Genomic DNA, 23,786 nt, shown 5'->3' on the forward strand with positions numbered 1-23,786 from the left:
ACAGCTTTTCTCGCGAGTGTTTCCCCCATGGAAATCAACCCGATCGTCACCAGCATCAAGGACCTCTCCAGCCGCACCGAGACCATTCGGGGGTATCTTTGACTACGATCTGAAGAAGGATCGTCTGGTCGAAGTCGAGCGCGAGCTCGAAGACCCCGCTGTCTGGAACAAGCCCGAGTACGCCCAGAATCTTGGCCGCGAGCGCGCCCTGCTGGCCCAGGTGGTCGGTACCCTGGACGAGCTGAACGGCGGCCTGGCCGATGCCACCGACCTGCTGGAAATGGCTGCCGAAGAGGAAGACCAGGGCGCCGTCGATGACGTGGCGGCCGAGGTGGAGCGCCTGCGCGGCATCCTCGAGAAGCTGGAATTCCGCCGCATGTTCAGCGGCGAGATGGACCCGAACAACTGCTACCTGGACATCCAGGCCGGCTCCGGCGGCACCGAGGCCCAGGATTGGGCCAACATGCTGCTGCGCATGTACCTGCGCTGGGCCGACCAGCACGGCTTCAGCGCCGAGATCGTCGAATTGTCCGAAGGCGAGGTCGCCGGCATCAAGGGCGCCACCGTGCACATCAAGGGCGAATACGCCTTCGGCTGGCTGCGCACCGAGATCGGCGTGCACCGCCTGGTGCGCAAGAGTCCCTTCGACTCGGGCAACCGTCGCCACACCTCCTTTACCGCGGTGTTCGTCTCGCCCGAAATCGATGACAACATCGACATCGAGATCAACCCCTCGGATCTGCGCGTCGACACCTACCGCTCCTCGGGCGCCGGCGGTCAGCACGTGAACACCACCGACTCAGCGGTGCGGATCACCCACGTGCCCACCAACACCGTGGTGGCCTGCCAGAACGAACGCTCCCAGCACGCCAACAAGGACACCGCCATGAAGATGCTGCGGGCCAAGTTGTACGAGCTGGAGATGCAGAAGCGCAACGCCGCGTCCCAGGCCCTGGAGGATTCCAAGTCCGATATCGGCTGGGGCCACCAGATCCGTTCCTATGTGCTCGACGCCTCGCGGATCAAGGATCTGCGCACCGGCGTGGAACGCAGCGACTGCGACAAGGTGCTCGACGGCGATCTGGACGAATACCTCGAAGCCAGCCTCAAGCAGGGCGTTTAATCCATCATTTCCTGTAGGNGCTCTATCGCGGCTATGAGCCGCTCCTACGGTCAGCACCCCAGGTAAACAGCAGACATGAGCGAACAACCCCTAGATCCCCAAGCCCAGGAACAGGAAGACAACAAGCTGATCGCCCAGCGCAAGGAAAAGCTTTCCGAGCTGCGCGACCAGCAGGCCATTCCCTTCCCCAACGACTTCCGCCGCGACAGCCTGGCCGGTGACCTGCAGCAGCAGTACGTCGACAAGACCAAGGAAGAGCTGGAAGCCGCAGGCATCAAGGTCAAGGTGGCCGGGCGCATCATGCTCAACCGCGGCGCCTTCATGGTGCTGCAGGACACCAGCGGGCGCATCCAGGTCTACGTCGACCGCAAGACCCTGCCGGCGGCAACCCTGGAAGCGGTCAAGAGCTGGGACCTGGGCGACATCATCGCCACCGAAGGCACCCTGGCCCGTTCCGGCAAGGGCGATCTCTACGTCAACATGAGCGACGTGCGCCTGCTGACCAAGTCGCTGCGCCCGCTGCCCGACAAGCACCATGGCCTGACCGACACCGAGCTGCGCTATCGCCAGCGCTATGTCGATCTGATCGTCAACGAGGAGGTCCGCCAGACCTTCCGCGTACGCTCCCAGGTCATCGCCCACATCCGCCGCTTCCTCATGGAGCGGGGTTTCCTCGAAGTCGAAACCCCCATGCTGCAGACCATTCCCGGCGGCGCGGCGGCCAAGCCCTTCGAGACCCACCACAACGCCCTGGACCTGGCCATGTTCCTGCGCATCGCGCCGGAGCTGTACCTCAAGCGCCTGGTGGTCGGTGGCTTCGAGAAGGTCTTCGAGATCAACCGCAACTTCCGCAACGAAGGCGTCTCCACCCGGCACAACCCCGAGTTCACCATGCTCGAGTTCTACCAGGCCTACGCCGACTACCACGACAACATGGACCTCACCGAGGAACTGTTCCGCGAACTGGCCATGGCCGTGCTCGGCAGCACCGACGTGCCCTATGGCGACAAGGTCTTCCACTTCGGCGAGCCCTTCGTGCGCCTGTCGGTGTACGACTCCATCCTCAAGTACAACCCGGACATTACCGCGGCAGACCTGCAGGACGTCGAGAAGGCCCGCGCCATCGCCAAGAAGGCCGGCGCCAAGGTGCTGGGTCACGAAGGCCTGGGCAAGCTGCAGGTGATGATTTTCGAGGAACTGGTGGAGAGCAAGCTGGAGCAGCCGCACTTCATCACCGAGTATCCCTTCGAGGTCTCGCCGCTGGCGCGTCGCAACGACGACAACCCCAGCGTCACCGACCGCTTCGAGCTGTTCATCGGCGGCCGCGAGATCGCCAATGCCTACTCGGAGCTCAACGACGCCGAAGACCAGGCCGAGCGCTTCATGCTGCAGGTCCAGGAAAAGGACGCCGGTGACGACGAGGCCATGCACTACGACGCCGACTTCATCAACGCCCTGGAATACGGCATGCCGCCCACCGCCGGCGAAGGCATCGGCATCGACCGCCTGGTGATGCTGCTGACCAACTCGCCGTCGATCCGCGACGTCATCCTCTTCCCGCACATGCGTCCGCAATAAGGGTGGCGCCCCGTTCGGGGCGTCACTCCGGCTGCCGCCGACCGGGGCTCTGTCATCAAAGGTTCATCCGGACCTGCTAAGAGGCTGTTCAGAGTCTAGCGAGCTAGAGCCAAACAAGGCGAAAAGGGCTGAGGAAGCGGAATTTACGAAGGGTAAATGAGCATTCCGAGGGCGTTTTCAACGCTGTTTGGCCGACGCGCAGCAGACTTTGAACAGGCTCTTAAAGAGCCCTGATGTCGCGTCCCTTTGCAGGTAGCCATGACCAATACGTTGATCCCCTTGCATCCGGCCGCTGAACGGCTGGGGCTGCTCTACGCCTACCATTTCACCTCGGGCCAGCCGGGCCGGGCCCTGACCATGGCGCCGGAAGATCCCTGGGAGGCGGAAGAGGGCGGTTTTCGCTGGCTGCACTTCAACCTGGCCCACGCCGCCGCCGAGCGCTGGATGCGCGAGCACCTGGGGTTGCCCGAGGAGTTCTTCGAATCCCTGCACGCCGGTTCCCATTCGACCCGGCTGGAACCGGCCGACGACACCCTGCTCGGGGTGGTGAACGACGTGACCCTCGCCTACGGCCAGGTCTCGGTGGACGTCGCCACCCTCTGGGCCTGCGCCCGCCCGGGACTGCTGGTGACCGCCCGCGCCCAGCCACTGCGCTCGGTGGATCGCCTGCGCCATGCGGTGCGTCGCGGCGAGGGCTTCGGCTCCACCCTGGAGCTGCTGGTGCACCTTCTGCGCGATCAGGCCGATGTGCTCACCGGCATCATCCGCGACACCACGGTCAAGGTGGATGCCATCGAGGATCGCCTGCTGTCCCAGCGGCTCTCCGCCAGTCGCGCCGAACTGGGCGGCCTGAGACGCGCCCTGGTGCGGCTACAACGGCTGCTGGCCCTGGAGCCGGGCTCCTTGCTGCGACTGCTCAACCGTCCGCCGGCCTGGCTGCGGCGCGACGACATCCAGACCCTGCGCGAGGCGACCGAGGAATTCGACCGGGTGCTGGACGACCTCGCCGCCCTGGTGGAGCGGCTCAAGCTGCTGCAGGAAGAGATCGCCGCCGCCTCCGCCGAGCAGACCAATCGCACCCTGTTCACCCTGACCCTGGTCACGGTGCTGGCCCTGCCGATCAACATCATCGCCGGCTTCTTCGGCATGAACGTCGGCGGCATCCCGCTCTCCGACTCGCCCCACGGTTTCTGGATCCTGGTGGCGCTGGTGGCGACCTTCACGGTGCTGGCCGGCAGCCTGGCCTTTCGCAAGCGCGGTGACTGACCGGCTGCGTGCAACCCCCGGGCGTGCGTCGCGGTCTTTAGTGCGGTGCTTCAGAAGTTGACTGCACAATTTTGGCGGCGCTTTTTGCTCCTGGACGTCGTTGCCACTCCTCGCCATAGCCCTGCTATGACTCGTCGCGGCGCCTAGCCCAAGAGGAAAAATCACTTGCCAACTCTTGCGCGAACCGCTGTAGCACCACACTAGGCAGCCTCCCACTGGAGACCACGATGGACTTCAAGGACTACTACGAGGTGCTCGGCGTCGCTCCCGACGTCGACGACAAGACCCTCAAGACCGCCTATCGCAAGCTGGCGCGCAAGTACCACCCCGATGTGAGCAAGGAGGCCGAGGCCGAGGCCCGCTTCAAGGAGGTGGCCGAGGCCTATGATGTCCTGCGCGATCCGCACAAGCGGGCGGAATACGACCAGATACGCCTCTACCAGCAGCAGGGCGAGCGCTTCCAGGTGCCGCCGGACTGGCAGCCGGGCTCCGGTGCCGACTACAGCGATCCCCATGCCGGTTTCGGCGAGGACTATTCCGACTTCTTCGAGTCCCTGTTCGGCGCCGCCGGGCGTTCCCCGCACGGCGGCTTCGCCCGCCGGGGCCGTGACATCGAACTGGAGCTGCCGCTGTTTCTCGAAGAGAGCCAGGCCGGTAGCACCAAGCCGCTGAGTTTCAGCCTGCCGCAGCGGGATGAACTGGGTCGCCGCGTGGGCGAGAGCACCAAGACGCTCAACGTCAAGATTCCCACCGGCAGCGGCGATGGTGAACGCATCCGCCTGAAAGGTCAGGGCGAGCCGGGGCTCGGCGGTGCCGAGGCGGGAGACCTCTATCTGGTCATCCGCCTGGTGCCCCACCCGCTGTTCGACGTGGATGGCCAGGATCTGGTGGTCAGCGTACCGCTCGCCCCCTGGGAAGCCGCGTTGGGCGCCAGGGTGCAGGTGCCGACGCTGGATGGGCAGATCATGCTCAGTATCCCGCCCGGCAGCCAGAATGGTGCGCGGTTGCGGGTGCGCGGCAAGGGCCTGGCCGGCAAGGCCGGGCAGGGCGATCTGCATGCCCTGCTCAAAGTGGTGATGCCGCCTCGAGGCGACGAAGAAACCCAGGCGCTGTGGCGCCAACTGGCCGAGCGGGCGGCCTTCGATCCCCGCCGCGACTGGAGGAGAGTCTGATGAGCAGTCTGATCGTCCTGCAGGAATTCTGCGTGCTCTGCGAGGTAAGCGAGCCGGTGGTGGTGGAGATCGTCGAGCACGGCATCCTGGCGCCACAGCGGGGCAAGCGCCCGTCCGAGTGGCACTTCGATACCGGCGCGCTGCACCGCGCCCGTCGCGCCGTGCGCCTGCGCCACGAACTGGACCTGGACTGGTCCGCGACGGCCCTGGCCCTGCACCTGCTGGACGAGGTGGAAGAGCTGCGCCGCGAGAACCGGCGCCTGCGGCGGCGCCTGGAGCGCTTCGCCGGCGAGCTGCGGGACATCTGACCGGCCGCGTAGGCTGGTTGAGGCGGCTGCATCGTCGACGCCCAGCGGTCTCTGGTTGAACCTGGCCATGTTGGGCTTCGCTGCGCTCAGCCCAGCCTGCACGAATGCCCCCTCTCCCTCTGGGAGAGGGCTGGGGTGAGGGAAGCTGGCGCACGAAGTTCGGTTCCAGCCGCGGCCAGCTTGGTCCTGCCCGTAGGAGCGGCCCATGGCCGCGATCTCCTGGAGGTTCAACCCCAGGGTGAAGACCAGGCCAGCATCCCAAGTGAACCTTCTACCCCATTTGTCACGTTACCCAAGCCACCGCTGGTACCGGGCCTAGCACGCCAACCCCTGCCATCGCTGCTAGGCTGGGAACCTCCAACAGCGGTACAGGAAACCCTCATGCCCAGCCATATCCTCGACCACCGCATTCTCGGCGAATCCCTGCAGGCGGTGGAGATCGGTCTCGATCCCGGCGAGACGGTGATCGCCGAGGCCGGTGCCATGACCTACATGGAGGCCGACATCGACTTCACCGCGCGCATGGGCGACGGCTCCGCTGGCTTGCTCGGCAAGCTCTGGGGCGCCGGCAAGCGCATGCTCGGCGGCGAGTCGCTGTTCATGACCCATTTCACCAACGAAGGGCGCGAGAAGCGCCACGTCGCCTTCGCCGCGCCCTATCCGGGACAGGTGATTCCGCTGGACCTCGCCGCCTTGGGCGGCACCCTGTTCTGCCAACGCGATTCCTTTCTCTGCGCCGCCAGGGGCACCCGCATCGGCGTGGCCTTCACCAGGCGTCTGGGCGCCGGCTTCTTCGGTGGCGAGGGCTTCATCCTGCAGCGGCTGGAGGGGGATGGCATGGCCTTCGTGCATGCTGGCGGCACGGTGATCCGCAAGGACCTCAGGGGCGAGACCCTGCGCCTGGACACCGGTTGCCTGGTGGGTTTCACCAGCGGCATCGACTACAACATCAAGCTGGCGGGTGGCCTGCGCAGCATGCTGTTCGGTGGCGAAGGCCTGGTGCTGGCGACCCTGAGCGGCCACGGCACCGTGTGGATCCAGACCTTGCCCTTTTCCCGGCTAGCCGGCCGGGTCCAGGCCGCGGCCGGCGGCGTCACCGGTGAACGCCGCGCCGGGGGTGATTAGTTTCTGCAGGGAAAATGGCAGCTTTCGGTAACTCCGCGACGAAGGTCCAGAGCACCCGCCCGGCGGTGATGCGCGATTGCCTATCGCAATGAACAAATCGACGAAATGTGCCTCGAAAGCCTTGGCCTAGAGCCTGCCGATTCCATTGCCGAGGTGTTACATGCCGCTTCTTCGTATCGATGTCCTGGAAGGTCATAACGACGACTATCTGCAAAACCTGCTCGATGGGGTTCACCACGCCGTGGTGGAGGCCTTCGACGTCCCTGTGCGGGATCGCTACCAGGTTCTGACCGAACACAAGCCTGGCCGATTCATCATGCAGGACACCGGATTGGACATTCCGAGAACCCACAGACAGACCTTGATCAGTATTACGAGTCGGCTTCGAGACCAGGCGGCCAAGACCCGCTTTTACGCAAAGGTCTGTCATGAACTGCACGCACGGTGTGGCATCGAGGCAAACGACGTGATGGTTTCGATCGTGGTGAATGGCGATGAGGATTGGAGCTTTGGTCAGGGCAGGGCCCAATTCCTGACAGGCGAGCTATAAGCCGGATTCGAACAGGCCACTCCCGTGGCTGCGACGGGAATGGCCGGTCTTGCCTGGCATTTCCAGGTAGAGGCGAAACGGCTAGCCCCCGCTCACCTAGGCCCGCTGCAGGGCGCTCTGGGGCGCCATGCGCTCCAGCCAGTCGCGCCAGCGCACCCGGCTGTCGTGGACCAGCCAGCCGTCCTGGCGGGCGAAGCTTTCCGACAGCCAGAGGCCGCGGGTCGACACCGGCAGGCGCTGGCCGGCGGACAGGGTGTAGAGCTCGCCGGTGGGCTTGCCGTCGTCTAGGGCGACCAGATAGAGGTCCGGGCGCTGGCGCGCCAGGCGCGCCAGCAACTGGCCGTTCTCGATCTTCTCGTCGACGTGGAACAGACTCGGCGCCTTGCATTCCTTGGGCAGTTCCAGCAGCAGGTCATAGACCAGTTGCAGCGAGGCGGTGGGGGTGTGCACATAGGCGCGGGGACGCTCCAGCAGCGCCAGGCTGCCGCAGCGCACCGGCCGCGCCGCGCCCGAGCGCGGGGTCAGGCGAAAGGCCACGTCCTCGCGGTAGGGCAGGGCCGGGGCATAGGGCGTCGGCAGCCAGGTGTCGGCGAAGCGTCCGGCCAGCCAGCCGCGCGGCGTCTCGATCAGGCACTCCTCGGCCACCTCCTGCACGGCGGTGAGCAGCGGCAGGGCCAGTTCGTGGGTCGGGATGTAACCGGAGATCAGCTTGAGCACCACGTCGCCCCGGTCGGGCCGGCGCTGGCGCACCAGCAGCCAGTGGTCCTGGCCCTGCCAGTTCAGCGTCAGGCGCACCGAGACGCCCAGGTTGGCGAGCTTCGCACTGAAGTGCTGGGCATCCTCGATCTCGATCGGCTTGCGCCGCTCCAGCATCTCGCTGAAATTCAGCGGTTGGCCGAGCGCCTGGTAGGTGAGGCCGTCATGATTGGCCTCGACCGAAAGGGGCAGGGTCTTGAACGCCTTGGGATTGTGGCGGGCGATGAGCTGGGGCATGGCCGACTCCTGTTGTAGTGTGCCGCGGACGCGCCGTCCCGGGCGACCGGGCAGGACGTCCAGCGGACGAAGGCAAGGGTTCAGCGAAACGCTCTGGATCAGGGCCGAGCGGTGATCACTTCGGCCAGGGTACGGACATTATGTGACAGGTGCAGGGGATCGATAGTGCCGACTATCGCACCGTTCACCCCGGGCTCGCCGAATACCCGGGCGAAGCTCGCGCGCACCGGATCCTGGCCGGTACCGAGCACCGCGTGGCCGCTGGCCAGGGCCTTCTTGATCAGGATGCCCTTGCCCTGGGCGGCGGCGGCTCGGATCACCGGGATCTCGGCGTCTTCGTTGAGGTTGAAGGTGACCATGGCGCAATCGCCGGTCTCCAGCGCCTTGAGACCGCCCGCGACGGTCTTGCCGGAAAAGCCGAAGGCGCGGATCAGGCCTTCGCGCTTGAGCTCGGCCAGGGTCTCGTAGCAGCCGCTGTCCTGGAGGATGGCCAGGTCGTTGCCATCGGAATGCACCAGCACCAGGTCCAGCCAGTCGGTCTCCAGCCGGCGCAGGCTGCGTTCCACCGAGCGGCGGGTATGGGCCGCGCTGAAGTCGAAGCTGGACAGGCCATCGGTGAATTCCTCGCCGACCTTGCTGGCGATCACCCAGTGCTGGCGCTGGCCACGCAGCAGTGGACCCAGGCGTTCTTCGCTGCGGCCGTAGGCGGGCGCGGTGTCCAGCAGGTTGATGCCCAGCTCGCGGGCCAGGCTGAGCAGATCGGCGGCGCTGCGGTCGTCGGGGATGGTGAAACCGTTGGGGTACTTCACGCCCTGGTCGCGGCCGAACTTGACCGTGCCCAGGCCCAGTGGGGAAATCTCGAGACCGGTGCTGCCCAGCGGACGCTGCAGACCATGCAGGGTGCGCAGGCTCATGGCAGCAGCTCCTCCCAGAAGGGCGCGGCCACCGGCGGTTGCGGATGGGCGGGCAGGGCGGGGTGCTGTCCTGGCGCGATGCCGTCGCGGTCGAGATTGGCCAGGACCCGGTCGGCCAGGTCCGGCGACAGCGCCAGCTTGGTCGGCCAGCCCACCAGCAGGCGCCCTTCCTCGGCGAGAAAGGCGTTGTCCGGACGCACCAGTCCGGATTGCGCCGGCTCGGCGCGATCCACGCGCAGGGTTGCCCAGCGGGCGCCGTCGAAGTCGATCCAGGGCAGCAGGCGCTGCAATTCCTCGCGCGCCGTGGCGATCTGCGCCGCTGGCTCACGGGTCACGCCCTCGGCCTCGGCCAGGTCGCCGCCCAGGTACCACAGCCACTGGCCGTCGGCGGTGGGGTGGCTGGTGATGGTCACCCGCGGCTTGGGGCCGCCACCCAGGCAGTGCGCATAGAGGGGTTTGAGCATGGGACCCTTGACCACCACCATGTGCAGCGGGCGGCGCTGCATGGCCGGCTGTTCGAGGTGGAGCGCCTGGAGCAGATCGGCCATGCCGGCGCCGGCGGTGAGCACGATGCGGCGGGCGCGGATGGCCTGGCCGTCCACCACCAGACCAGTCAGCTCGCCGTCCTCGCGCAGGGGCTGGAGGTCATGCCCGGCCAGCAGGCTGTCGCCGGCCAGTTCGGCCAGGCGTGCGACCAGGCTGGGTACGTCCAGCACCAGCTCGGCCAGGCGGTAGACCTTGCCCTTGAAGGCGCGGTCACGCAGGGCCGGTGGCAGTTCGTCGCCCTTGACCGCATCCACCCGGCCGCGCACCGCCTTGCTGGCGAAGAAGCTGGTGAGGTTGCCGGCCAGGCTGCCCGGCGACCAGAGGTAGTGGGCCTCGGAGAGCAGGCGTACACCGGAAAGATCCAGCTCGCCGCTGCCGGCCAGGCTTTCGCGCCAGCGCCGCGGCATGTCGGCGATGGCCTCGGAAGCCCCGGTGAGCATCCCGGTCAGGGCATATTTGGTGCCGCCATGGATGATGCCCTGGGACTTGCCGCTCTGGCCGCCGCCCAGGGCGCCGGTCTCCACCAGCACGGTGGCGTAGCCGGCGCGTCTGAGACGGGCGTTGAGCCAGAGGCCGGCGACGCCGCCGCCGACGATGAGGATATCGGTGGACCAGGGTTGGGACATGAACGGCCTGCTCGGATAATCGGCAAAGGAGTGATTTTACACGCTCCTCGCCGCCGCTGGTCTCAATGCCCGGTGCTGCCGGAAAACAGCTGGATCACCACCACCCCGGCGACGATCAGCCCCATGCCCAGCATGGCCGGCAGGTCCAGCTTCTGATCGTAGAGCACCGCCGCGGCGATGCTGACCAGCACGATGCCCAGCCCGGCCCAGATGGCGTAGGCGACGCCCACGGGAATGCTGCGCACCACCAGGGTCAGCATCCAGAAGGCCAGGCCGTAGCCAGTAATGACCAGAAACAGTGGCAGTGGCTTGCTGAAGCCACTGATGGCCTTCATAGAGGTGGTGGCGACGACCTCGGCAGCGATGGCAATGGCCAGGTAGATGTATCCGCTCATGATGATTCCTCCTGTCGAAGGCCCCCATTGTGCCTTTCCGGACGATAGGTGAAAGTTGATACCTATCTGTCAGGGAGATGGGTCGTGCAGTGGAATCTGGAGCAACTGGAGATCTTCGTCGGCATCGCCGAGGGTGCGAGTTTCTCGGCCATGGCGCGGCGTCTGGGGCGGGCGCAATCGGCGGTGAGCGCCGCCATCGCCCTGCTGGAGACTGACCTGGGCGTCGTGCTGTTCACGCGCAGCAACGGTCGCACGCCAGTCATCACTGCGGCCGGGCTGGCGCTGCTGGAGGAGGCGCGTGAGGTGCTCCGCCAGTGCCAGCGCCTGGACAGCCGCGCCCAGGCGCTCTGTGCCGGTCAGGAACCGCTGTTGCGCCTGGCACTGGACGAGGCCATGCCCTACCAGCCGGTGCTCGATGCCCTGGACGCCCTGGCGGCGGCCTTCCCGCATCTGGAAGTCCAGCTCACCAGCGGCGCCCAGGGCGATGTGGCGCGCAAGCTGCTGACTGATCAGGCCGACCTCGGCCTGCTGTTTCGCCATGAGCACATGCCCGAGGCCCTGGAGCGCCAGGCGCTGGGCGATGTCGCCCAGGTCACCGCCTGTGGCGCCCAGCATCCCCTGGCCAGCCAGCGTGGGGTAGGGCGACGCGAACTGGCCCGCCATCGCCAGCTGCTGATCGCGCCACTGGAGCATCCCTATCCCGGCGGCGAGCAGATCGCCCCCCAGGTCTGGCGCGCCGACAGCTTCTACCTGCTCGCCGAATTGCTGATGCGCGGCCTGGGCTGGGGGTGGCTGCCGCGGCACGTGGCGCGCTATCCCTCCTACCAGGGCCTGCTGGCCGAGCTGGATTGCGACTGGGTGCCGCCGGCCCTGGTGGTGGAGCTGGCCTGGCGCCGCAACGCCGCACCGGGGCCGGCCGCGCGCTGGCTGGCGCAGCGACTGGCGGAAGAATTGCGGGCGATTGGTTGAGCGTGGCGTGTTGGGCTTCGCTTTCGCTCAACCCAACCTACCCGGATCGCCCGTAGGTTGGTGCTGAGCGCAGCGAAGCCCAACAAGACGGACCTTCAGCACTCGCCCACGACCCATGCCAACGAAAGTCCCATTCTGGCCAGATCCGTGGGGCAGCTTGACCAGCGCCAGGTCGCCAGGACTGCAATACTCGACTCATCCCTTCCCCGCCCGTGACGATCGCCATGACCCCACTTCACGCCCTCGGCCAGCGCTATGTCTTCGTCGTCCTGGCACTGATCTTTCTCGCCCTGCTGGTCTCGGCCGGGGTGAGGTCCACCCCGGGCGTACTGCTCTTGCCGTTGCAGGAGACCTTTGGCTGGAGTCGCGAGACGGTCTCGCTTTCCGCCGCCATCGGCATCTTTCTCTATGGCCTGGTCGGGCCCTTCGCCGCCGCCCTGATGCAGACCCTGGGCATCCGCCGGACCCTGCTCGGCGGCCTGACCCTGATCAGCCTGGCCACCGCCCTGAGCACCCTGATGCGCGAACCCTGGCACCTGGTGGCCACCTGGGGCGTGCTCAGCGGCCTGGGTACCGGTTGCGTGGCCATGGTGCTGGGGGCCGCCATCGTCAATCGCTGGTTCGTCGCCCGCCGGGGCCTGATGATGGGCCTGCTGGCGGCCAGCACCGCCACCGGCAACCTGGTGTTCCTGCCGTTGCTGGCCCATCTCGCCAGTCAGGAAGGCTGGCAGACCGTGGTGCTGACCGTGGCGATGGCCAGCGCCGCCCTGATCCCGCTGGTGGCCTGGCTGCTGCCGGAGCGTCCGGCGGACGTCGGCCTGCGGCCCCATGGCGCCCCAACGGACTACCAGGCGCCAGCGGCCTCCGCACCGGGCAACCTGTTTCGCGTGACCCTCGGCACCCTGGCCATGGCCAGCCGGCGGCGCGATTTCTGGCTGCTGTTCCTGACCTTCTTCGTCTGCGGCTTCACCACCAATGGCCTGATCGGCACCCACTTCATCGCCATGGGCCACGATCATGGGCTGTCCCAGGTGCAGGCCGCCGGCATCCTCGCGCTGATGGGCATCTTCGACCTGGTGGGCACCACCGCCTCCGGTTGGCTGACCGACAGATACGATCCGCGCCGGCTGCTGTTCGTCTACTACAGCCTGCGCGGCCTCTCGCTGATCTACCTGCCGTTCTCCGGCTTCGCCCCCGAGCAACTGTTGCTGTTCGGCATCTTCTACGGGCTGGACTGGATCGCCACCGTGCCGCCCACGGTCAAGCTGACCAACCAGAGCTTTGGTGAAAGGAGCGCGCCGGTGGTGTTCGGCTGGGTATTCTGCGGGCACATGCTCGGCGCCGCCTGCGCGGCCTTTCTCGCCGGGGCCCTGCGCGAGCACTTCGGCTCCTACCAGGAGGCCCTGGTGCTGGCCGGCCTGACCGGTCTGCTGGCGGCGCTGATGGCGCTGTGGATCGGCCGGCCGAGCGCCGCAGGTGCCGGGCGCTCGGCCGTGCCCGAGGCGGGCTAGGCGGGCTTGAGGTCCAGCGGCACGGCGGTCGGCGTGCGCTGCAGCATCGAGGCCGGGATCGCCAGGATCAGCAGGCCGCTGACGAACAGGCAGGCGCCGAGCACATAGGTGCCGTTGTTGATGTCGCCGGTGAGGGTTTCCATGGTCGCGGTGATCATCGAGCCGGTGAAGCCGGAGAGGTTGCCGATGGCGTTGATCATGCCGATACCCGCCGCCGCGGCGACGCCGGAAAGCAGGGTGCCGGGCAGCGACCAGAAGATCGGCATCAGCGCCAGCAGGCCCGAGGCGGCCACGGTGAGGAAGAAGATCGACAGCACGATGTTGTGGATGAACCAGGCGCTCAGTACCAGGCCCAGGGCGCCGACGAAGGCCGGCACCGCCGCATGCATCCGCTGCTCGCCGGTGCGTGCCGAGTGGCGGGCGTTGAGCAGCATGACCACCAGGGCGACGCTGTAGGGGATGGCGGTGAGCAGGCCGATCTGCAGGCTGCCGCTGACCCCGGCGTTCTTGATGATCGAGGGCATCCAGAAGGCCAGGCCATAGAAGCCGGTGTTGAAGGTCAGCAGGATGAACACCAGCAGCCAGACCCGCGGATTGAAGAACACCTCGCTGAGGCGCGACGCCTTGCCGGCGTTCTGCTGCTCCAGGTTGCGCTTGAGCAGGGCCTTTTCCCGGGCGTCCAGCCAGGGCGCCTGGTCGATGTTGTCGCTCAGGCAGCAGAACACCACCACCGCCATGATGATCGAGGGCACCCCTTCCACCAGCAGCATCCACTGCCAGCCGGCCAGGCCGTGCCAGTTGTGCAGGCTGCTCATCAGCCAGCCGGAAAGCACGCCGCCAAAGCTCAGACTGAAGGGCAGGGCGATGAGAAAGCCCGACATCACCCGACTCTGCCGGCGGGTCGGAAACCAGTAGTTGAGATAGAGGATCACCCCGGGAAAGAAGCCCGCCTCGCAGACGCCCAGCAGGAAGCGCAGCACATAGAAGAGGGTGCTCGACTGCAGACCGAAGAAGTGCGCCAGCGGCTGGGTGAAGGCCACCGCCATGGAGATGATCGCCCAGGTCAGCATGATGCGGGCGATCCAGAAGCGCGCGCCGTAGCGATGCAGCAGCAGGTTGCTGGGGACCTCGAAGAGGAAGTAGCCCCAGAAGAACATGCTGGCGCCGAGGGCATAGACGGTGTTGCTGAAGCCCAGGTCATCGAGCATGTCCAGCTTGGCGAAGCCGACGTTGACCCGGTCGAGGTAGGCGGCGATGTAGCACAGCAGCAGGATCGGCAGGATACGCAGCACCACCTTGCGGTAGGTGCGTTCTTCGAAGGCGTCGCCAGCGGCGCCCTGGGGAGCGGTGGTCTCGAACATGGGAATGACCTTCGGGGCCTTGGGGCCCGTTGTTGTTATTGAGGAGGTCGAAGGCGGCCGGGGATGCGGGGTGGCCGTCTGAATCGCCTGGCCACTCTAGGAGCGGGAGCGATTCTTTCCCAATGGCATTTGCAGATCATTCGATAACGGCGCGTTATCGAGCTGTCTAGGCTGCGGACTCCTCGCGACCGGCATGGCTCAGCAGGATGGCGGCGAATTCCCGGGCCGCCTCGCCGAGGGGTTCGCCCTTGCGGGTGAGGATGCCGTAGTCCTGCGCCGGCAGGTGCAGCGGCAGCTCCAGGGCACTGAGTGCGCCGCTGGCGAGATAGGGCTCGACCATGGCCTCCGGCAGCATGCCGATCATGGGGCCGGCGCGCAGCACCTGGAGAAAGGTCTGCATGGAGATGGTATCGATGGTGTTGCTCGGCACCGGCAGGCCGGCGGCGGCGAAGGCCCGCTCCATGCGCCCGCGGATGGGCGTGCCCTTGGGATAGAGGATCCAGGGCCAGGCCAGCACCTGATCGAGGCCCACGGGCCCGCTGCCCACCAGCGGGTGATCGGCGTTGACCACGAAGCGGAAGGGCTCCGGCGCCAGAGGCTGGAAGTCGAAGCGCTGGGCCTGGGCATCGTCGGTGAAGCGCGCCACCGCCAGGTGCAGCAGCTTGTCGTCGAGCATCTCCATCAGGTGATCGCTGGTCTGCTCCACCACCTCGATGGCCAGCAGCGGCCAGCGCTGCTTGATCGCGACGATGGCTTGCGGCAGCGCCACCGCCGTGGCGGCGAAGATGCCGCCGACCTTGAGCTGGCCGTGGCCGCCGCGTCTCAGGCTGTCGATCTGCTCGGCGAAGTCGCGGGCATCGTTGAGCGCCACCCGGGCATAGCGCAGCACGTGCTCGCCCAGCGCCGTGGGCGGCATGCTGCGCGGCTGGCGCTCGAACAGGGCGAAGCCCAGCAGGTGCTCGAGCTCCTTGAGCATCTTGCTGATGGCCGGCTGGCTGAGGTTCATCTGCTGCGCCGCCAGGTGCATGTTGCGGGTGCGCCCCAGGGTGTCGATCAGCAGCAGGTGGCGAAACTTGAGCCAGTGGCTGATCTGGCTGAAAGACGGCTCGGACACGCATGCCTCCCAGGCGATAAGTGCAGGTTATCGAATGATGAAATAAGCCCATTTGAGTTTATCAGTCCGGCTGCCTAGCGTGGACCCATCAGCCCTGGAGTCCTGCCCATGCCCCTTCGTCTCTCGCCTGCCAACACCCTTCCCACCGATGGCCTGGCCGGCACCCTGGTCGGTCGTGCCTGGGTGCCCGGTCCGCTGGCCGGTCCCTCGCCCGTGGTGCTGCGCGAGGACGGCGTCTTCGATGTCTCGGCACGCTTCGCCACCCTGAGCGCCCTGTTCGAGGAAGAGACGCCGCTGCAGGCCCTGCGCGATACCCCCGGGCGCTACCTCGGCAGCCTGGAGGAACTGCTGGCCAACAGCGGCGAACAGGCCGATCCGGGCCGCCTGCACCTGCTGCCGCCGGCCGATCTGCAGGTGATCAAGGCCGCCGGGGTGACCTTTGCCGCCAGCATGCTGGAACGGGTGATCGAAGAGCAGGCCGGCGGCGATGCCGGGCGCGCCGTGGCCATCCGCGAGCAGGTGCAGGCGGTGATCGGCGCGGACCTGCAGGGCCTGGAGCCGGGCAGTCCGCGCGCCCAGGCGCTCAAGGCGCTGCTGATCGAGAAGGGCATGTGGTCGCAGTACCTGGAGGTGGGCATTGGCCCGGACGCCGAGATCTTCACCAAGGCGCCGGTGCTGGCCGCGGTCGGCAGCGGCAGCGCCATCGGCATCCACCCCGTGTCCCAGTGGAACAATCCCGAACCCGAGGTGGTGCTGGTGGCGGACAGCCGCGGCCGCCTGCATGGCGCGACCCTGGGCAATGACGTCAACCTGCGCGACATCGAGGGCCGCAGCGCCCTGCTGCTGAGCAAGGCCAAGGACAACAACGCCTCCTGCGCCCTGGGGCCCTTCATCCGCCTGTTCGACGAGACCTTCGATCTCGACCAGGTCCGCCAGTGCGTGGTGACCCTGGAAGTCCAGGGCGAAGACGGCTTTCACCTCAATGGCAGCAGCTCCATGGCGCAGATCAGCCGTGATCCCACCGATCTCGCCGCCCAGACCCTCAATGCCAATCACCAGTATCCCGACGGCTTCGTGCTGTTTCTCGGCACCCTGTTCGCCCCGACCCAGGACCGTGACGCCCCGGGCGGCGGCTTCACCCACAAGGTGGGTGACGTGGTGAGCATTGCCAGCCCGCTGCTGGGAACCCTGCACAATAGGGTGACCACCAGCGACCAGGCCCCGGCCTGGCGCTTCGGCCTCGGTGCCCTGATGCACAACCTGGCCGCTCGCGGCCTGCTGGGCCGCTAAGCGCTCTTTCCTAATAACAACCAGAGACCATCATGACTTCCGCCAAACGCCCGCTGCGCAGCCAGCAATGGTTCGATGATCCTGCCCACGCCGACATGACCGCGCTCTATGTCGAGCGCTACATGAACTACGGCCTGACCCGCGACGAACTCCAGTCCGGTCGCCCCATCATCGGCATCGCCCAGACTGGCAGCGACCTCACGCCCTGCAATCGTCATCACCTGGAGCTGGCCCAGCGGGTCAAGGCCGGTATCCGCGACGCGGGCGGCATCCCCATGGAGTTCCCGGTGCACCCCATCGCCGAGCAGAGTCGCCGCCCCACCGCGGCCCTGGATCGCAACCTGGCCTATCTCGGCCTGGTGGAGATCCTCCACGGCTTTCCCCTGGACGGCGTGGTGCTCACCACCGGCTGCGACAAGACCACCCCGGCCTGCCTGATGGCCGCGGCCACCACCGACCTGCCGGCCATCGTGCTGTCCGGTGGGCCCATGCTGGACGGGCATTTCAAGGGCGAGCTGATCGGCTCCGGCACGGTGCTCTGGCACGCGCGCAACCTGCTGGCGACCGGCGAGATCGACTACGAGGGCTTCATGGCCCTGACCACCGCCGCCTCGCCCTCGGTGGGCCACTGCAACACCATGGGCACGGCCCTGTCGATGAATGCCCTGGCCGAGACCCTGGGCATGTCGCTGCCCGGCTGTGCCAGCATCCCCGCGCCCTATCGCGAGCGCGGCCAGATGGCCTATGCCACCGGCAAGCGCATCTGCCAGCTGGTGCTGGACGACGTCCGCCCCTCGCAGATCATGACCCGCGAGGCCTTCGAGAACGCCATCGTGGTGGCTTCGGCCCTGGGTGCTTCCAGCAACTGCCCGCCGCACCTGATCGCCATCGCCCGCCACATGGGCGTGGAACTGTCGCTGGACGACTGGCAGCGCCTGGGCGAGGACATCCCGCTGCTGGCCAACTGCATGCCGGCCGGCAAGTACCTGGGCGAGGGCTTCCACCGCGCCGGCGGGGTGCCGGCGGTGCTCCACGAACTGCTCAAGGCGGGACGCCTGCACGGCGACTGTATGACGGTATCCGGGCGCACCATCGGTGCCATCGCCGAAGGTGCGGCCAGCACAGATCCCGCCGTGATCCAGCCCTACGAAGCGCCGCTCAAGCACCGCGCCGGCTTCATCGTGCTCAGCGGCAATTTCTTCGACAGTGCCATCATGAAGATGTCGGTGGTGGGCGAGGCCTTTCGCCAGACCTATCTGGCGGAACCGGGCAAGGAAAACAGCTTCGAGGCGCGAGCCATCGTCTTCGAGGGTCCGGAGGACTATCACGCGCGCATCGACGACCCGGCCCTGGACATCGACGAGCGCTGCATCCTGGTGATCCGCGGCGCCGGGCCGGTGGGTTATCCGGGCAGCGCCGAGGTGGTCAACATGGCCCCGCCGGCGGCGCTGATCAAGAAGGGCATCGACTCCCTGCCGTGCCTGGGCGACGGTCGTCAGAGCGGTACCTCGGCCAGTCCATCGATCCTCAACATGTCGCCGGAAGCGGCGGTGGGCGGTGGCCTGGCACTGCTCAAGACCAACGACCGTTTGCGTGTGGACCTCAATGCCCGCAGCGTCGATGTGCTGCTGGATGATGCCGAACTGGAACGCCGTCGCGCTGAATGGACGCCCAACCTGCCGCCGGCCCAGACCCCCTGGCAGGAGCTCTATCGGCAACTGGTGGGCCAGCTTTCCACCGGCGGCTGCCTGGAACCGGCCACCCTGCACCTCAAGGTGATCGCCCGCGAAGGCGGGGTGCCGCGGCATTCGCACTAAGGCTTGTCTGAAAAGTCGGCGAGCGAAGGTCAGGCAAGGCAAAAGTCCGTGAGGGAGCGGAGTTTACGAGTGGTAAATGAGCATCCCGAACGGATTTTTAACGCCGCCTGACCGAGTGCAGGCACTTTTCAGACAAAGCCTTGGAACGGGCTCGCACTGGCGGCCTTGCTTCATTAAGCTCTGCCGCCATGAACCGTACCCTCTATAGCCTGATCTTCACCCTGGCCTTGCCCTTCATCCTGCTGCGCCTGCTCTGGCGCGGGCGCAAGGCTCCCGCCTATCGGCAACGCATCGGCGAGCGCCTGGCGCTGGGCTTGCCAGGGATGCCGCCCGGCGGCATCTGGGTGCATGCGGTGTCGGTGGGGGAGAGCATTGCCGCCGCGCCGGTGATCCGTGCGCTGCGCCAGCGCCATCCGCAGCTGCCGATCACCGTGACCTGCATGACGCCCACCGGCTCGGAGCGCATTCGCGCCCTGTTCGGCAGCGACGTCCACCACTGCTATCTGCCCTACGACCTGCCGGGGCTGGCCGGGCGTTTCCTCGACCGGCTGCGGCCCAGCCTGGGGGTGGTGATGGAAACCGAACTCTGGCCCAACCTCATCCACCAGGCGGCGCGCCGTGACATTCCCATCGCCCTGGCCAATGGCCGGCTGTCCGAGCGCTCCGCCCGGGGCTACGGAAAACTGGGCGGGGTGACCGCGCCGATGCTGGCGGAGCTGGCCTGGCTGGCGGTGCAGACGCCGGTGGAAGCCGAGCGCTTCCGCGCCCTCGGTGCCCGTGCCGAGCGGGTCACGGTGACCGGCTCCATCAAGTTCGACCTGCGCATCGACCCCGAGCTGCCGGCGCGCGCGGCTGCGCTGCGCCAGGGCTGGGGCAGTCGCCCGGTGTGGATCGCCGCCAGCACCCATGCCGGTGAAGACGAGATCCTGCTCCAGGCCCAGCGCCAACTGCTGGCCACCCGTCCCGATGCCCTGCTGATCCTGGTGCCGCGTCATCCCGAACGCTTTCCCGAGGTGCTGGGCGAGGTGCGGGGTGAAGGCTTCAGCGTGATCCAGCGCTCGACGGGGGAGGCGGTGCAACCGCAGACCCAGGTCCTGCTGGGCGACACCATGGGCGAGCTGCTGTTTCTCTACGCCCTGGCCGACGTCGCCTTCGTCGGTGGCAGCCTGATCGAGCGCGGCGGGCACAACCCGCTCGAGCCGGCCGCTCTCGGCGTGCCGGTGCTCAGCGGACCGCACGTATTCAACTTCCTCGACATCGTCGCCCAGTTGCGCGACGCCGGCGCTTTGGAAACAGTAGCGGAAGCCTCGGCCATCGCTGCCGCCGTGGCCCGGCTCTGGGCTGAACCGGCGGAAGCCGCGCGGCGCCGGCAGGCGGGCCTGGCGGTATTGGCCGCCAATCAGGGCGCGCTGGAGCGCCTGCTCTCCGGGCTCGACGGACTGCTCAAGCCCTGAGCGGAACGTGCCGGCAGGACGTCGGCGCGGGTCTTGGCCAGGTCCGGCGGCAGGAAGTCGCGATCCGGGTCGTAGTGGGGATCGAGATAGCCCGACAGCGCCAGCAGGTCGTTGGGCGCCAGGGTGCCGGCCGCCTGCTTGAGTCTCAGAGTGTCCAGGATGTAGTTGTAGCGGGCGTCGTTGTACTGGCGCACGGCGTTGTACAGCAGCCGCTGGGCGTCGAGCACGTCGACGATGGTACGGCTGCCCACCTGGTAGGCGATCTCGGTGGCTCTCAGGGCGCGCTGGCTGGAGGCGATGGACAGCCGTCGGGCGCGCACCTGCTCGATGTCGGTGTTGATCGCCCGATGGGCGTTGCGGGTGTTCTGCACCACCTGGCGGCGCAGGCTTTCCTGCTGCTGCTCACTGCGGTCCAGCTGCTGGTAGGCCTGACGCGCCTGGGAGCTGGTGGCGCCGCCGCTGTACAGCGGCACCTCGACCTGGATACCGATGCTGCGGCTGTTGACCGGGCTGCCGAACAGGGACAGCTGCTCGGCGTTGGGCAGATTCACCGCATCGTTGTCGCTGTGGCTGTAGCGCGCCACCGCATCCACCGTCGGCAGGTGCCCGGCGCGACGCTGGCGCAGGGTTTCCTGGGCCGCATTGACGCCCTGGCCGGCAGCCAGCAATTGCAGATTCTGGCGCATGGCGGTGTCCACCCACTGGCGGGCATCGTTGGGTTGTGGCGGCAGGATCGGCAGGTCGTGGCGGATGCCGGCGATGCTGCCATAATCGCGATCGGTCAGCCGGGTCAGGGCCTGGAAGGCGTCGGCCACCTGCTGCTCGCTCTGGGAGCGGTTGGCCTGGGCATTGTCGAAGCTGGCCTGGGCCTGGAGCACGTCGGTGTCGTCGGTCAGGCCGACCTTGTAGCGCTCGCGGGACTGGTCCAGCTGACGGTACAGCGCCTTTTCCTCGGCACGGGCGGTGGCCAGGGCGTCCTGGGCGCGCAGGGCGCTGAAATAGCCCTCGGCGGTCTGCAGGATGAGCTGCTGCTGGGCGGCGGAAAACTGCAGCTCGGCCTGCTCGGTGGCGGCCTTGGCCGCCTTGAGCTGGAACCAGCGATCGGCGCGGAACAGTGGCTGGCTGAGGGTCGCCTGGATCAGCTGGCTGCTGCGATCGCTGCTGTAGCGGCCACCCTGGACGCCCAGCGCCGGATTGTCCTTGAGCTGCAGGCTGGTATGGGTGTCGTTGAACTGGGCACCGAGCCCGATCTGCGGCAGCAGGCCGGCGCGCGCCTGGGGCACCGCCTCGCGCTGGGCGCCAAGCCCGGCGCGTTCGGCGGCGAGGTCGGCATTGTTGTCCAGCGCTTCGCGGTAGACGTCGAGCAGGCCATTGCCGGCGACCTGGGCCTGGGCCAGCCCGGCCGTGCTGCAGAGCGCCGCGAGCAGCAGGAATCTTCGCATTCTTGGAGCCTTCCTTGAGGGACCGCGCCAGTGTAGTGGCTTCGTCCGAATCCGCCATAGGAGAGGAAATAGCGGTCGAAGTTTCTGCCGCTCTGGGTTTACACTGGCCACGTTCTTGTCGGGGTGCGCTACGAGGCGCTGAGATCGGGTAGTCCCGGATCCCGTTGAACCTGATCAGGCTAGGCGCGCCGCATGGCGGTGCGTCAACCTGCGTAGGGAACAAGAGGGCGTCCGCCGTCTCCATCCGTGGTCGCCATCCGTCCGGGCTTGCCTCTTCCTGCGTGCCCACCCTTCGTCCAGGTTCTTCCCTCGGCAACGCGCCCACCAGGAGAGCCTCGATGAACAAGCAGAACAACGTCACCGACTTCACCCGCGTCGACCGTCAGTCCACCCAGCCGTTGCCCAATTCGCGCAAGGTCTATCTGACCGGTTCGCGTCCCGACATTCACGTGCCGGTGCGGGAAATCTCCCTCGCCGATACTCCCACCGCGTTCGGCGGTGAAAAGAACGCCCCGGTGTGCGTCTACGACACCTCCGGTCCCTATACCGACCCGGCCGCCCGTATCGACCTGCGCAAGGGCTTGCCGGACGTGCGTTCGCGCTGGATCGAAGAGCGCGGCGACACCGAGCTGCTGGCCGGGCTGTCTTCCGAGTTCGGCCAGGCGCGCCTCGCCGATCCGAGCCTGGCCGCCCTGAGATTCGACCTGGCGCGCCAGCCGCGCCGGGCCAAGGCGGGGCGCAACGTTTCCCAGATGCACTATGCCCGCCAGGGCATCGTCACCCCGGAGATGGAATACATCGCCATCCGCGAGAACATGAAGCTGCAGGAAGCCCGCGCCGCCGGCCTGCTCGGCAATCAGCACCGCGGCCAGAGTTTCGGCGCCAGCATTCCCCAGGAGATCACCCCCGAGTTCGTCCGCGACGAGGTGGCCCGCGGCCGCGCCATCATCCCGGCCAACATCAACCACCTGGAGCTGGAGCCGATGATCATCGGCCGCAACTTCCTGGTGAAGATCAACGGCAACATCGGCAACAGCGCCCTGGGCTCTTCCATCGAGGAAGAGGTCGAGAAGCTGACCTGGGGCATCCGCTGGGGCGCCGACACCGTGATGGACCTGTCCACCGGCAAGCACATCCACGAGACCCGCGAGTGGATCATCCGCAATTCGCCGGTCCCCATCGGCACCGTGCCCATCTACCAAGCCCTGGAAAAGGTCGATGGTGTCGCCGAAGAACTGACCTGGGAGCTGTTCCGCGACACGCTCATCGAGCAGGCGGAGCAGGGCGTGGACTACTTCACCATCCATGCCGGGGTGCGTCTGCACTACGTGCCCCTGACCGCCAAGCGCGTCACCGGCATCGTCTCCCGCGGCGGCTCCATCATGGCCAAGTGGTGCCTGGCGCATCACAAGGAAAACTTCCTCTATACCCACTTCGAAGACATCTGCGAGATCATGCAGGCCTACGACGTGAGCTTTTCCCTGGGTGACGGCCTGCGCCCGGGCTCCATCGCCGATGCCAACGACGCCGCCCAGTTCGGCGAGCTGGAAACCCTCGGCGAGCTGACCAAGATCGCCTGGAAGCATGACGTCCAGACCATGATCGAAGGTCCGGGCCATGTGCCCATGCAACTGATCAAGGAAAACATGGACAAGCAGCTGGAGTGCTGCGACGAGGCGCCGTTCTACACCCTCGGTCCGCTGACCACCGATATCGCCCCCGGCTACGACCACATCACCAGCGGCATCGGCGCCGCCATGATCGGCTGGTTCGGCTGCGCCATGCTCTGCTACGTGACGCCCAAGGAGCACCTCGGCCTGCCCAACAAGGACGACGTCAAGACCGGCATCATCACCTACAAGATCGCCGCCCATGCCGCCGACCTGGCCAAGGGGCACCCTGGCGCCCAGATCCGCGACAACGCCCTGTCCAAGGCGCGCTTCGAATTCCGCTGGGAAGACCAGTTCAACCTGGGCCTGGACCCGGACACGGCGCGCGCCTTCCACGACGAGACCCTGCCCAAGGACTCGGCCAAGGTGGCGCACTTCTGCTCCATGTGCGGGCCCAAGTTCTGCTCCATGAAGATCACCCAGGAAGTCCGCGACTACGCCAAGGAAAACGGCCTGACCGACGAGCAGAAGGCCATCGAGGCCGGCTTCCAGGAACAGGCGGCGCGCTTCAAGGACGAAGGCGGGGTGATCTACAAGCAGGTCTGACGACCGTAGGTTGGCG

General features: G+C 67.0%; 20 protein-coding genes and 1 riboswitch. Of the genes, 13 read left to right on the forward strand and 7 right to left on the reverse strand.

What is annotated here, in order from left to right; genetic code table 11:
- The first annotated feature begins 27 nt into the window (after nucleotides 1-27).
- The 7 genes from prfB (at nucleotide 28) to PVZ72_RS09865 (ending at nucleotide 7,122) form a co-directional block, all read left to right on the forward strand.
- Nucleotides 28-1,123 (forward strand): peptide chain release factor 2 gene (prfB, locus tag PVZ72_RS09835; RefSeq protein WP_133862613.1). Its coding sequence is split into 2 segments (ribosomal slippage): nucleotides 28-99 and nucleotides 101-1,123, totalling 1,095 coding nucleotides; the frame shifts between segments, so codons are not numbered across the junction.
- Between the two features lie 75 nt (nucleotides 1,124-1,198).
- Entirely contained in the window at nucleotides 1,199-2,701 is a 1,503-nt protein-coding gene (gene lysS, locus PVZ72_RS09840) for a lysine--tRNA ligase (protein WP_273861809.1), read from the forward strand.
- A gap of 258 nt (nucleotides 2,702-2,959) precedes the next feature.
- Entirely contained in the window at nucleotides 2,960-3,967 is a 1,008-nt protein-coding gene (locus PVZ72_RS09845) for a transporter (RefSeq protein ID WP_158891300.1), read from the forward strand.
- 227 nt (nucleotides 3,968-4,194) lie between these two features.
- On the forward strand, nucleotides 4,195-5,139 hold the full coding sequence (gene cbpA, locus PVZ72_RS09850) for a curved DNA-binding protein (RefSeq protein WP_273861810.1): 945 nt from the start codon (nucleotides 4,195-4,197) through the stop codon (nucleotides 5,137-5,139).
- Complete coding sequence (locus PVZ72_RS09855; RefSeq protein ID WP_187980214.1) at nucleotides 5,139-5,447, forward strand: chaperone modulator CbpM; 309 nt, start codon at nucleotides 5,139-5,141, stop codon at nucleotides 5,445-5,447. The genes cbpA and PVZ72_RS09855 overlap by 1 nt, the downstream gene beginning before the upstream one ends.
- Nucleotides 5,448-5,828: 381 nt before the next feature.
- The gene (locus tag PVZ72_RS09860) at nucleotides 5,829-6,572 is read left to right on the forward strand and encodes a TIGR00266 family protein (RefSeq protein WP_187980213.1); all 744 of its coding nucleotides are present in this window, start codon (nucleotides 5,829-5,831) and stop codon (nucleotides 6,570-6,572) included.
- A 160-nt stretch (nucleotides 6,573-6,732) separates the two neighbouring features.
- On the forward strand, nucleotides 6,733-7,122 hold the full coding sequence (locus PVZ72_RS09865; protein ID WP_273861811.1) for a tautomerase family protein: 390 nt from the start codon (nucleotides 6,733-6,735) through the stop codon (nucleotides 7,120-7,122).
- 96 nt (nucleotides 7,123-7,218) lie between these two features.
- Here PVZ72_RS09865 and PVZ72_RS09870 read toward each other — a convergent pair whose 3' ends face one another.
- From PVZ72_RS09870 to PVZ72_RS09885, 4 genes are all read right to left on the reverse strand, one after another.
- A complete protein-coding gene (locus PVZ72_RS09870) occupies nucleotides 7,219-8,115 on the reverse strand; it encodes a metal ABC transporter ATPase (RefSeq protein ID WP_187980211.1) in 897 nt (298 codons plus the stop codon).
- 98 nt (nucleotides 8,116-8,213) lie between these two features.
- Complete coding sequence (locus PVZ72_RS09875) at nucleotides 8,214-9,029, reverse strand: aldo/keto reductase (protein ID WP_273861812.1); 816 nt, start codon at nucleotides 9,027-9,029, stop codon at nucleotides 8,214-8,216.
- A complete protein-coding gene (locus PVZ72_RS09880) occupies nucleotides 9,026-10,201 on the reverse strand; it encodes an FAD-dependent oxidoreductase (protein ID WP_273861813.1) in 1,176 nt (391 codons plus the stop codon). The genes PVZ72_RS09875 and PVZ72_RS09880 overlap by 4 nt, the downstream gene beginning before the upstream one ends.
- A 62-nt stretch (nucleotides 10,202-10,263) precedes the next feature.
- On the reverse strand, nucleotides 10,264-10,596 hold the full coding sequence (locus PVZ72_RS09885) for a DMT family transporter (protein ID WP_059316027.1): 333 nt from the start codon (nucleotides 10,594-10,596) through the stop codon (nucleotides 10,264-10,266).
- Between the two features lie 84 nt (nucleotides 10,597-10,680).
- On the opposite strand from PVZ72_RS09885, the gene PVZ72_RS09890 reads away from it, so the two are divergent.
- Together PVZ72_RS09890 and PVZ72_RS09895 are read left to right on the forward strand one after the other, a co-directional pair.
- Nucleotides 10,681-11,565 (forward strand): LysR family transcriptional regulator, encoded by an 885-nt coding sequence (locus PVZ72_RS09890; RefSeq protein WP_273861814.1) that lies wholly within the window; start codon nucleotides 10,681-10,683, stop codon nucleotides 11,563-11,565.
- Nucleotides 11,566-11,789: 224 nt separating this feature from the next.
- Nucleotides 11,790-13,076, forward strand: coding sequence for an MFS transporter (locus tag PVZ72_RS09895; RefSeq protein WP_273861815.1), 1,287 nt, complete (start codon nucleotides 11,790-11,792; stop codon nucleotides 13,074-13,076).
- Here the strand turns inward: PVZ72_RS09895 and PVZ72_RS09900 are convergent.
- Together PVZ72_RS09900 and PVZ72_RS09905 are read right to left on the reverse strand one after the other, a co-directional pair.
- Nucleotides 13,073-14,437 carry an MFS transporter gene (locus PVZ72_RS09900; protein ID WP_273861816.1) on the reverse strand — a complete coding sequence of 455 codons (1,365 nt, stop codon included), beginning with the start codon at nucleotides 14,435-14,437 and terminating at the stop codon, nucleotides 13,073-13,075. The two genes, PVZ72_RS09895 and PVZ72_RS09900, sit on opposite strands and share 4 nt — an antisense overlap.
- A 166-nt stretch (nucleotides 14,438-14,603) precedes the next feature.
- Nucleotides 14,604-15,551: a LysR family transcriptional regulator gene (locus PVZ72_RS09905; protein WP_273861817.1), complete on the reverse strand. Its 948-nt coding sequence runs from the start codon at nucleotides 15,549-15,551 to the stop codon at nucleotides 14,604-14,606.
- Between the two features lie 108 nt (nucleotides 15,552-15,659).
- On the opposite strand from PVZ72_RS09905, the gene PVZ72_RS09910 reads away from it, so the two are divergent.
- The 3 genes from PVZ72_RS09910 to waaA all read left to right on the forward strand — a co-directional run bounded on the left by PVZ72_RS09910 (nucleotide 15,660) and on the right by waaA (nucleotide 20,112).
- The gene (locus tag PVZ72_RS09910; RefSeq protein WP_273861818.1) at nucleotides 15,660-16,841 is read left to right on the forward strand and encodes a fumarylacetoacetate hydrolase family protein; all 1,182 of its coding nucleotides are present in this window, start codon (nucleotides 15,660-15,662) and stop codon (nucleotides 16,839-16,841) included.
- 32 nt (nucleotides 16,842-16,873) lie between these two features.
- Nucleotides 16,874-18,658, forward strand: coding sequence for an IlvD/Edd family dehydratase (locus PVZ72_RS09915; RefSeq protein WP_273861819.1), 1,785 nt, complete (start codon nucleotides 16,874-16,876; stop codon nucleotides 18,656-18,658).
- 188 nt (nucleotides 18,659-18,846) lie between these two features.
- A complete protein-coding gene (waaA, locus tag PVZ72_RS09920; RefSeq protein WP_273861820.1) occupies nucleotides 18,847-20,112 on the forward strand; it encodes a lipid IV(A) 3-deoxy-D-manno-octulosonic acid transferase in 1,266 nt (421 codons plus the stop codon).
- On the opposite strand, the gene PVZ72_RS09925 is transcribed toward waaA, so the two are convergent.
- Entirely contained in the window at nucleotides 20,058-21,554 is a 1,497-nt protein-coding gene (locus PVZ72_RS09925) for a TolC family outer membrane protein (RefSeq protein WP_187980202.1), read from the reverse strand. The two genes, waaA and PVZ72_RS09925, sit on opposite strands and share 55 nt — an antisense overlap.
- 109 nt (nucleotides 21,555-21,663) lie before the next feature.
- Nucleotides 21,664-21,790: riboswitch (TPP riboswitch) on the forward strand.
- Nucleotides 21,791-21,892: 102 nt separating this feature from the next.
- On the opposite strand from PVZ72_RS09925, the gene thiC reads away from it, so the two are divergent.
- Entirely contained in the window at nucleotides 21,893-23,770 is a 1,878-nt protein-coding gene (gene thiC / locus PVZ72_RS09930) for a phosphomethylpyrimidine synthase ThiC (RefSeq protein ID WP_273861821.1), read from the forward strand.
- Nucleotides 23,771-23,786: the final 16 nt, after the last annotated feature.

Source organism: Pseudomonas sp. LA5 (assembly GCF_028640825.1).
Classification (GTDB): Bacteria; Pseudomonadota; Gammaproteobacteria; order Pseudomonadales; family Pseudomonadaceae; genus Chryseomonas; species Chryseomonas aestiva.

Excerpts from the sequence above, each read along its gene's own strand:
- cbpA (WP_273861810.1), top strand. The coding sequence starts at position 4,195 with ATGGACTTCAAGGACTACTACGAGGTGCTCGGCGTCGCTCCCGACGTC.
- PVZ72_RS09910 (WP_273861818.1), top strand. The coding sequence starts at position 15,660 with ATGCCCCTTCGTCTCTCGCCTGCCAACACCCTTCCCACCGATGGCCTG.
- PVZ72_RS09880 (WP_273861813.1), bottom strand. The coding sequence starts at position 10,201 with ATGTCCCAACCCTGGTCCACCGATATCCTCATCGTCGGCGGCGGCGTC.
- PVZ72_RS09855 (WP_187980214.1), top strand. The coding sequence starts at position 5,139 with ATGAGCAGTCTGATCGTCCTGCAGGAATTCTGCGTGCTCTGCGAGGTA.
- PVZ72_RS09865 (WP_273861811.1), top strand. The coding sequence starts at position 6,733 with ATGCCGCTTCTTCGTATCGATGTCCTGGAAGGTCATAACGACGACTAT.
- PVZ72_RS09870 (WP_187980211.1), bottom strand. The coding sequence starts at position 8,115 with ATGCCCCAGCTCATCGCCCGCCACAATCCCAAGGCGTTCAAGACCCTG.
- PVZ72_RS09845 (WP_158891300.1), top strand. The coding sequence starts at position 2,960 with ATGACCAATACGTTGATCCCCTTGCATCCGGCCGCTGAACGGCTGGGG.
- PVZ72_RS09895 (WP_273861815.1), top strand. The coding sequence starts at position 11,790 with ATGACCCCACTTCACGCCCTCGGCCAGCGCTATGTCTTCGTCGTCCTG.
- PVZ72_RS09900 (WP_273861816.1), bottom strand. The coding sequence starts at position 14,437 with ATGTTCGAGACCACCGCTCCCCAGGGCGCCGCTGGCGACGCCTTCGAA.
- waaA (WP_273861820.1), top strand. The coding sequence starts at position 18,847 with ATGAACCGTACCCTCTATAGCCTGATCTTCACCCTGGCCTTGCCCTTC.
- PVZ72_RS09925 (WP_187980202.1), bottom strand. The coding sequence starts at position 21,554 with ATGCGAAGATTCCTGCTGCTCGCGGCGCTCTGCAGCACGGCCGGGCTG.
- PVZ72_RS09860 (WP_187980213.1), top strand. The coding sequence starts at position 5,829 with ATGCCCAGCCATATCCTCGACCACCGCATTCTCGGCGAATCCCTGCAG.
- PVZ72_RS09875 (WP_273861812.1), bottom strand. The coding sequence starts at position 9,029 with ATGAGCCTGCGCACCCTGCATGGTCTGCAGCGTCCGCTGGGCAGCACC.
- lysS (WP_273861809.1), top strand. The coding sequence starts at position 1,199 with ATGAGCGAACAACCCCTAGATCCCCAAGCCCAGGAACAGGAAGACAAC.
- PVZ72_RS09915 (WP_273861819.1), top strand. The coding sequence starts at position 16,874 with ATGACTTCCGCCAAACGCCCGCTGCGCAGCCAGCAATGGTTCGATGAT.
- thiC (WP_273861821.1), top strand. The coding sequence starts at position 21,893 with ATGAACAAGCAGAACAACGTCACCGACTTCACCCGCGTCGACCGTCAG.
- PVZ72_RS09885 (WP_059316027.1), bottom strand. The coding sequence starts at position 10,596 with ATGAGCGGATACATCTACCTGGCCATTGCCATCGCTGCCGAGGTCGTC.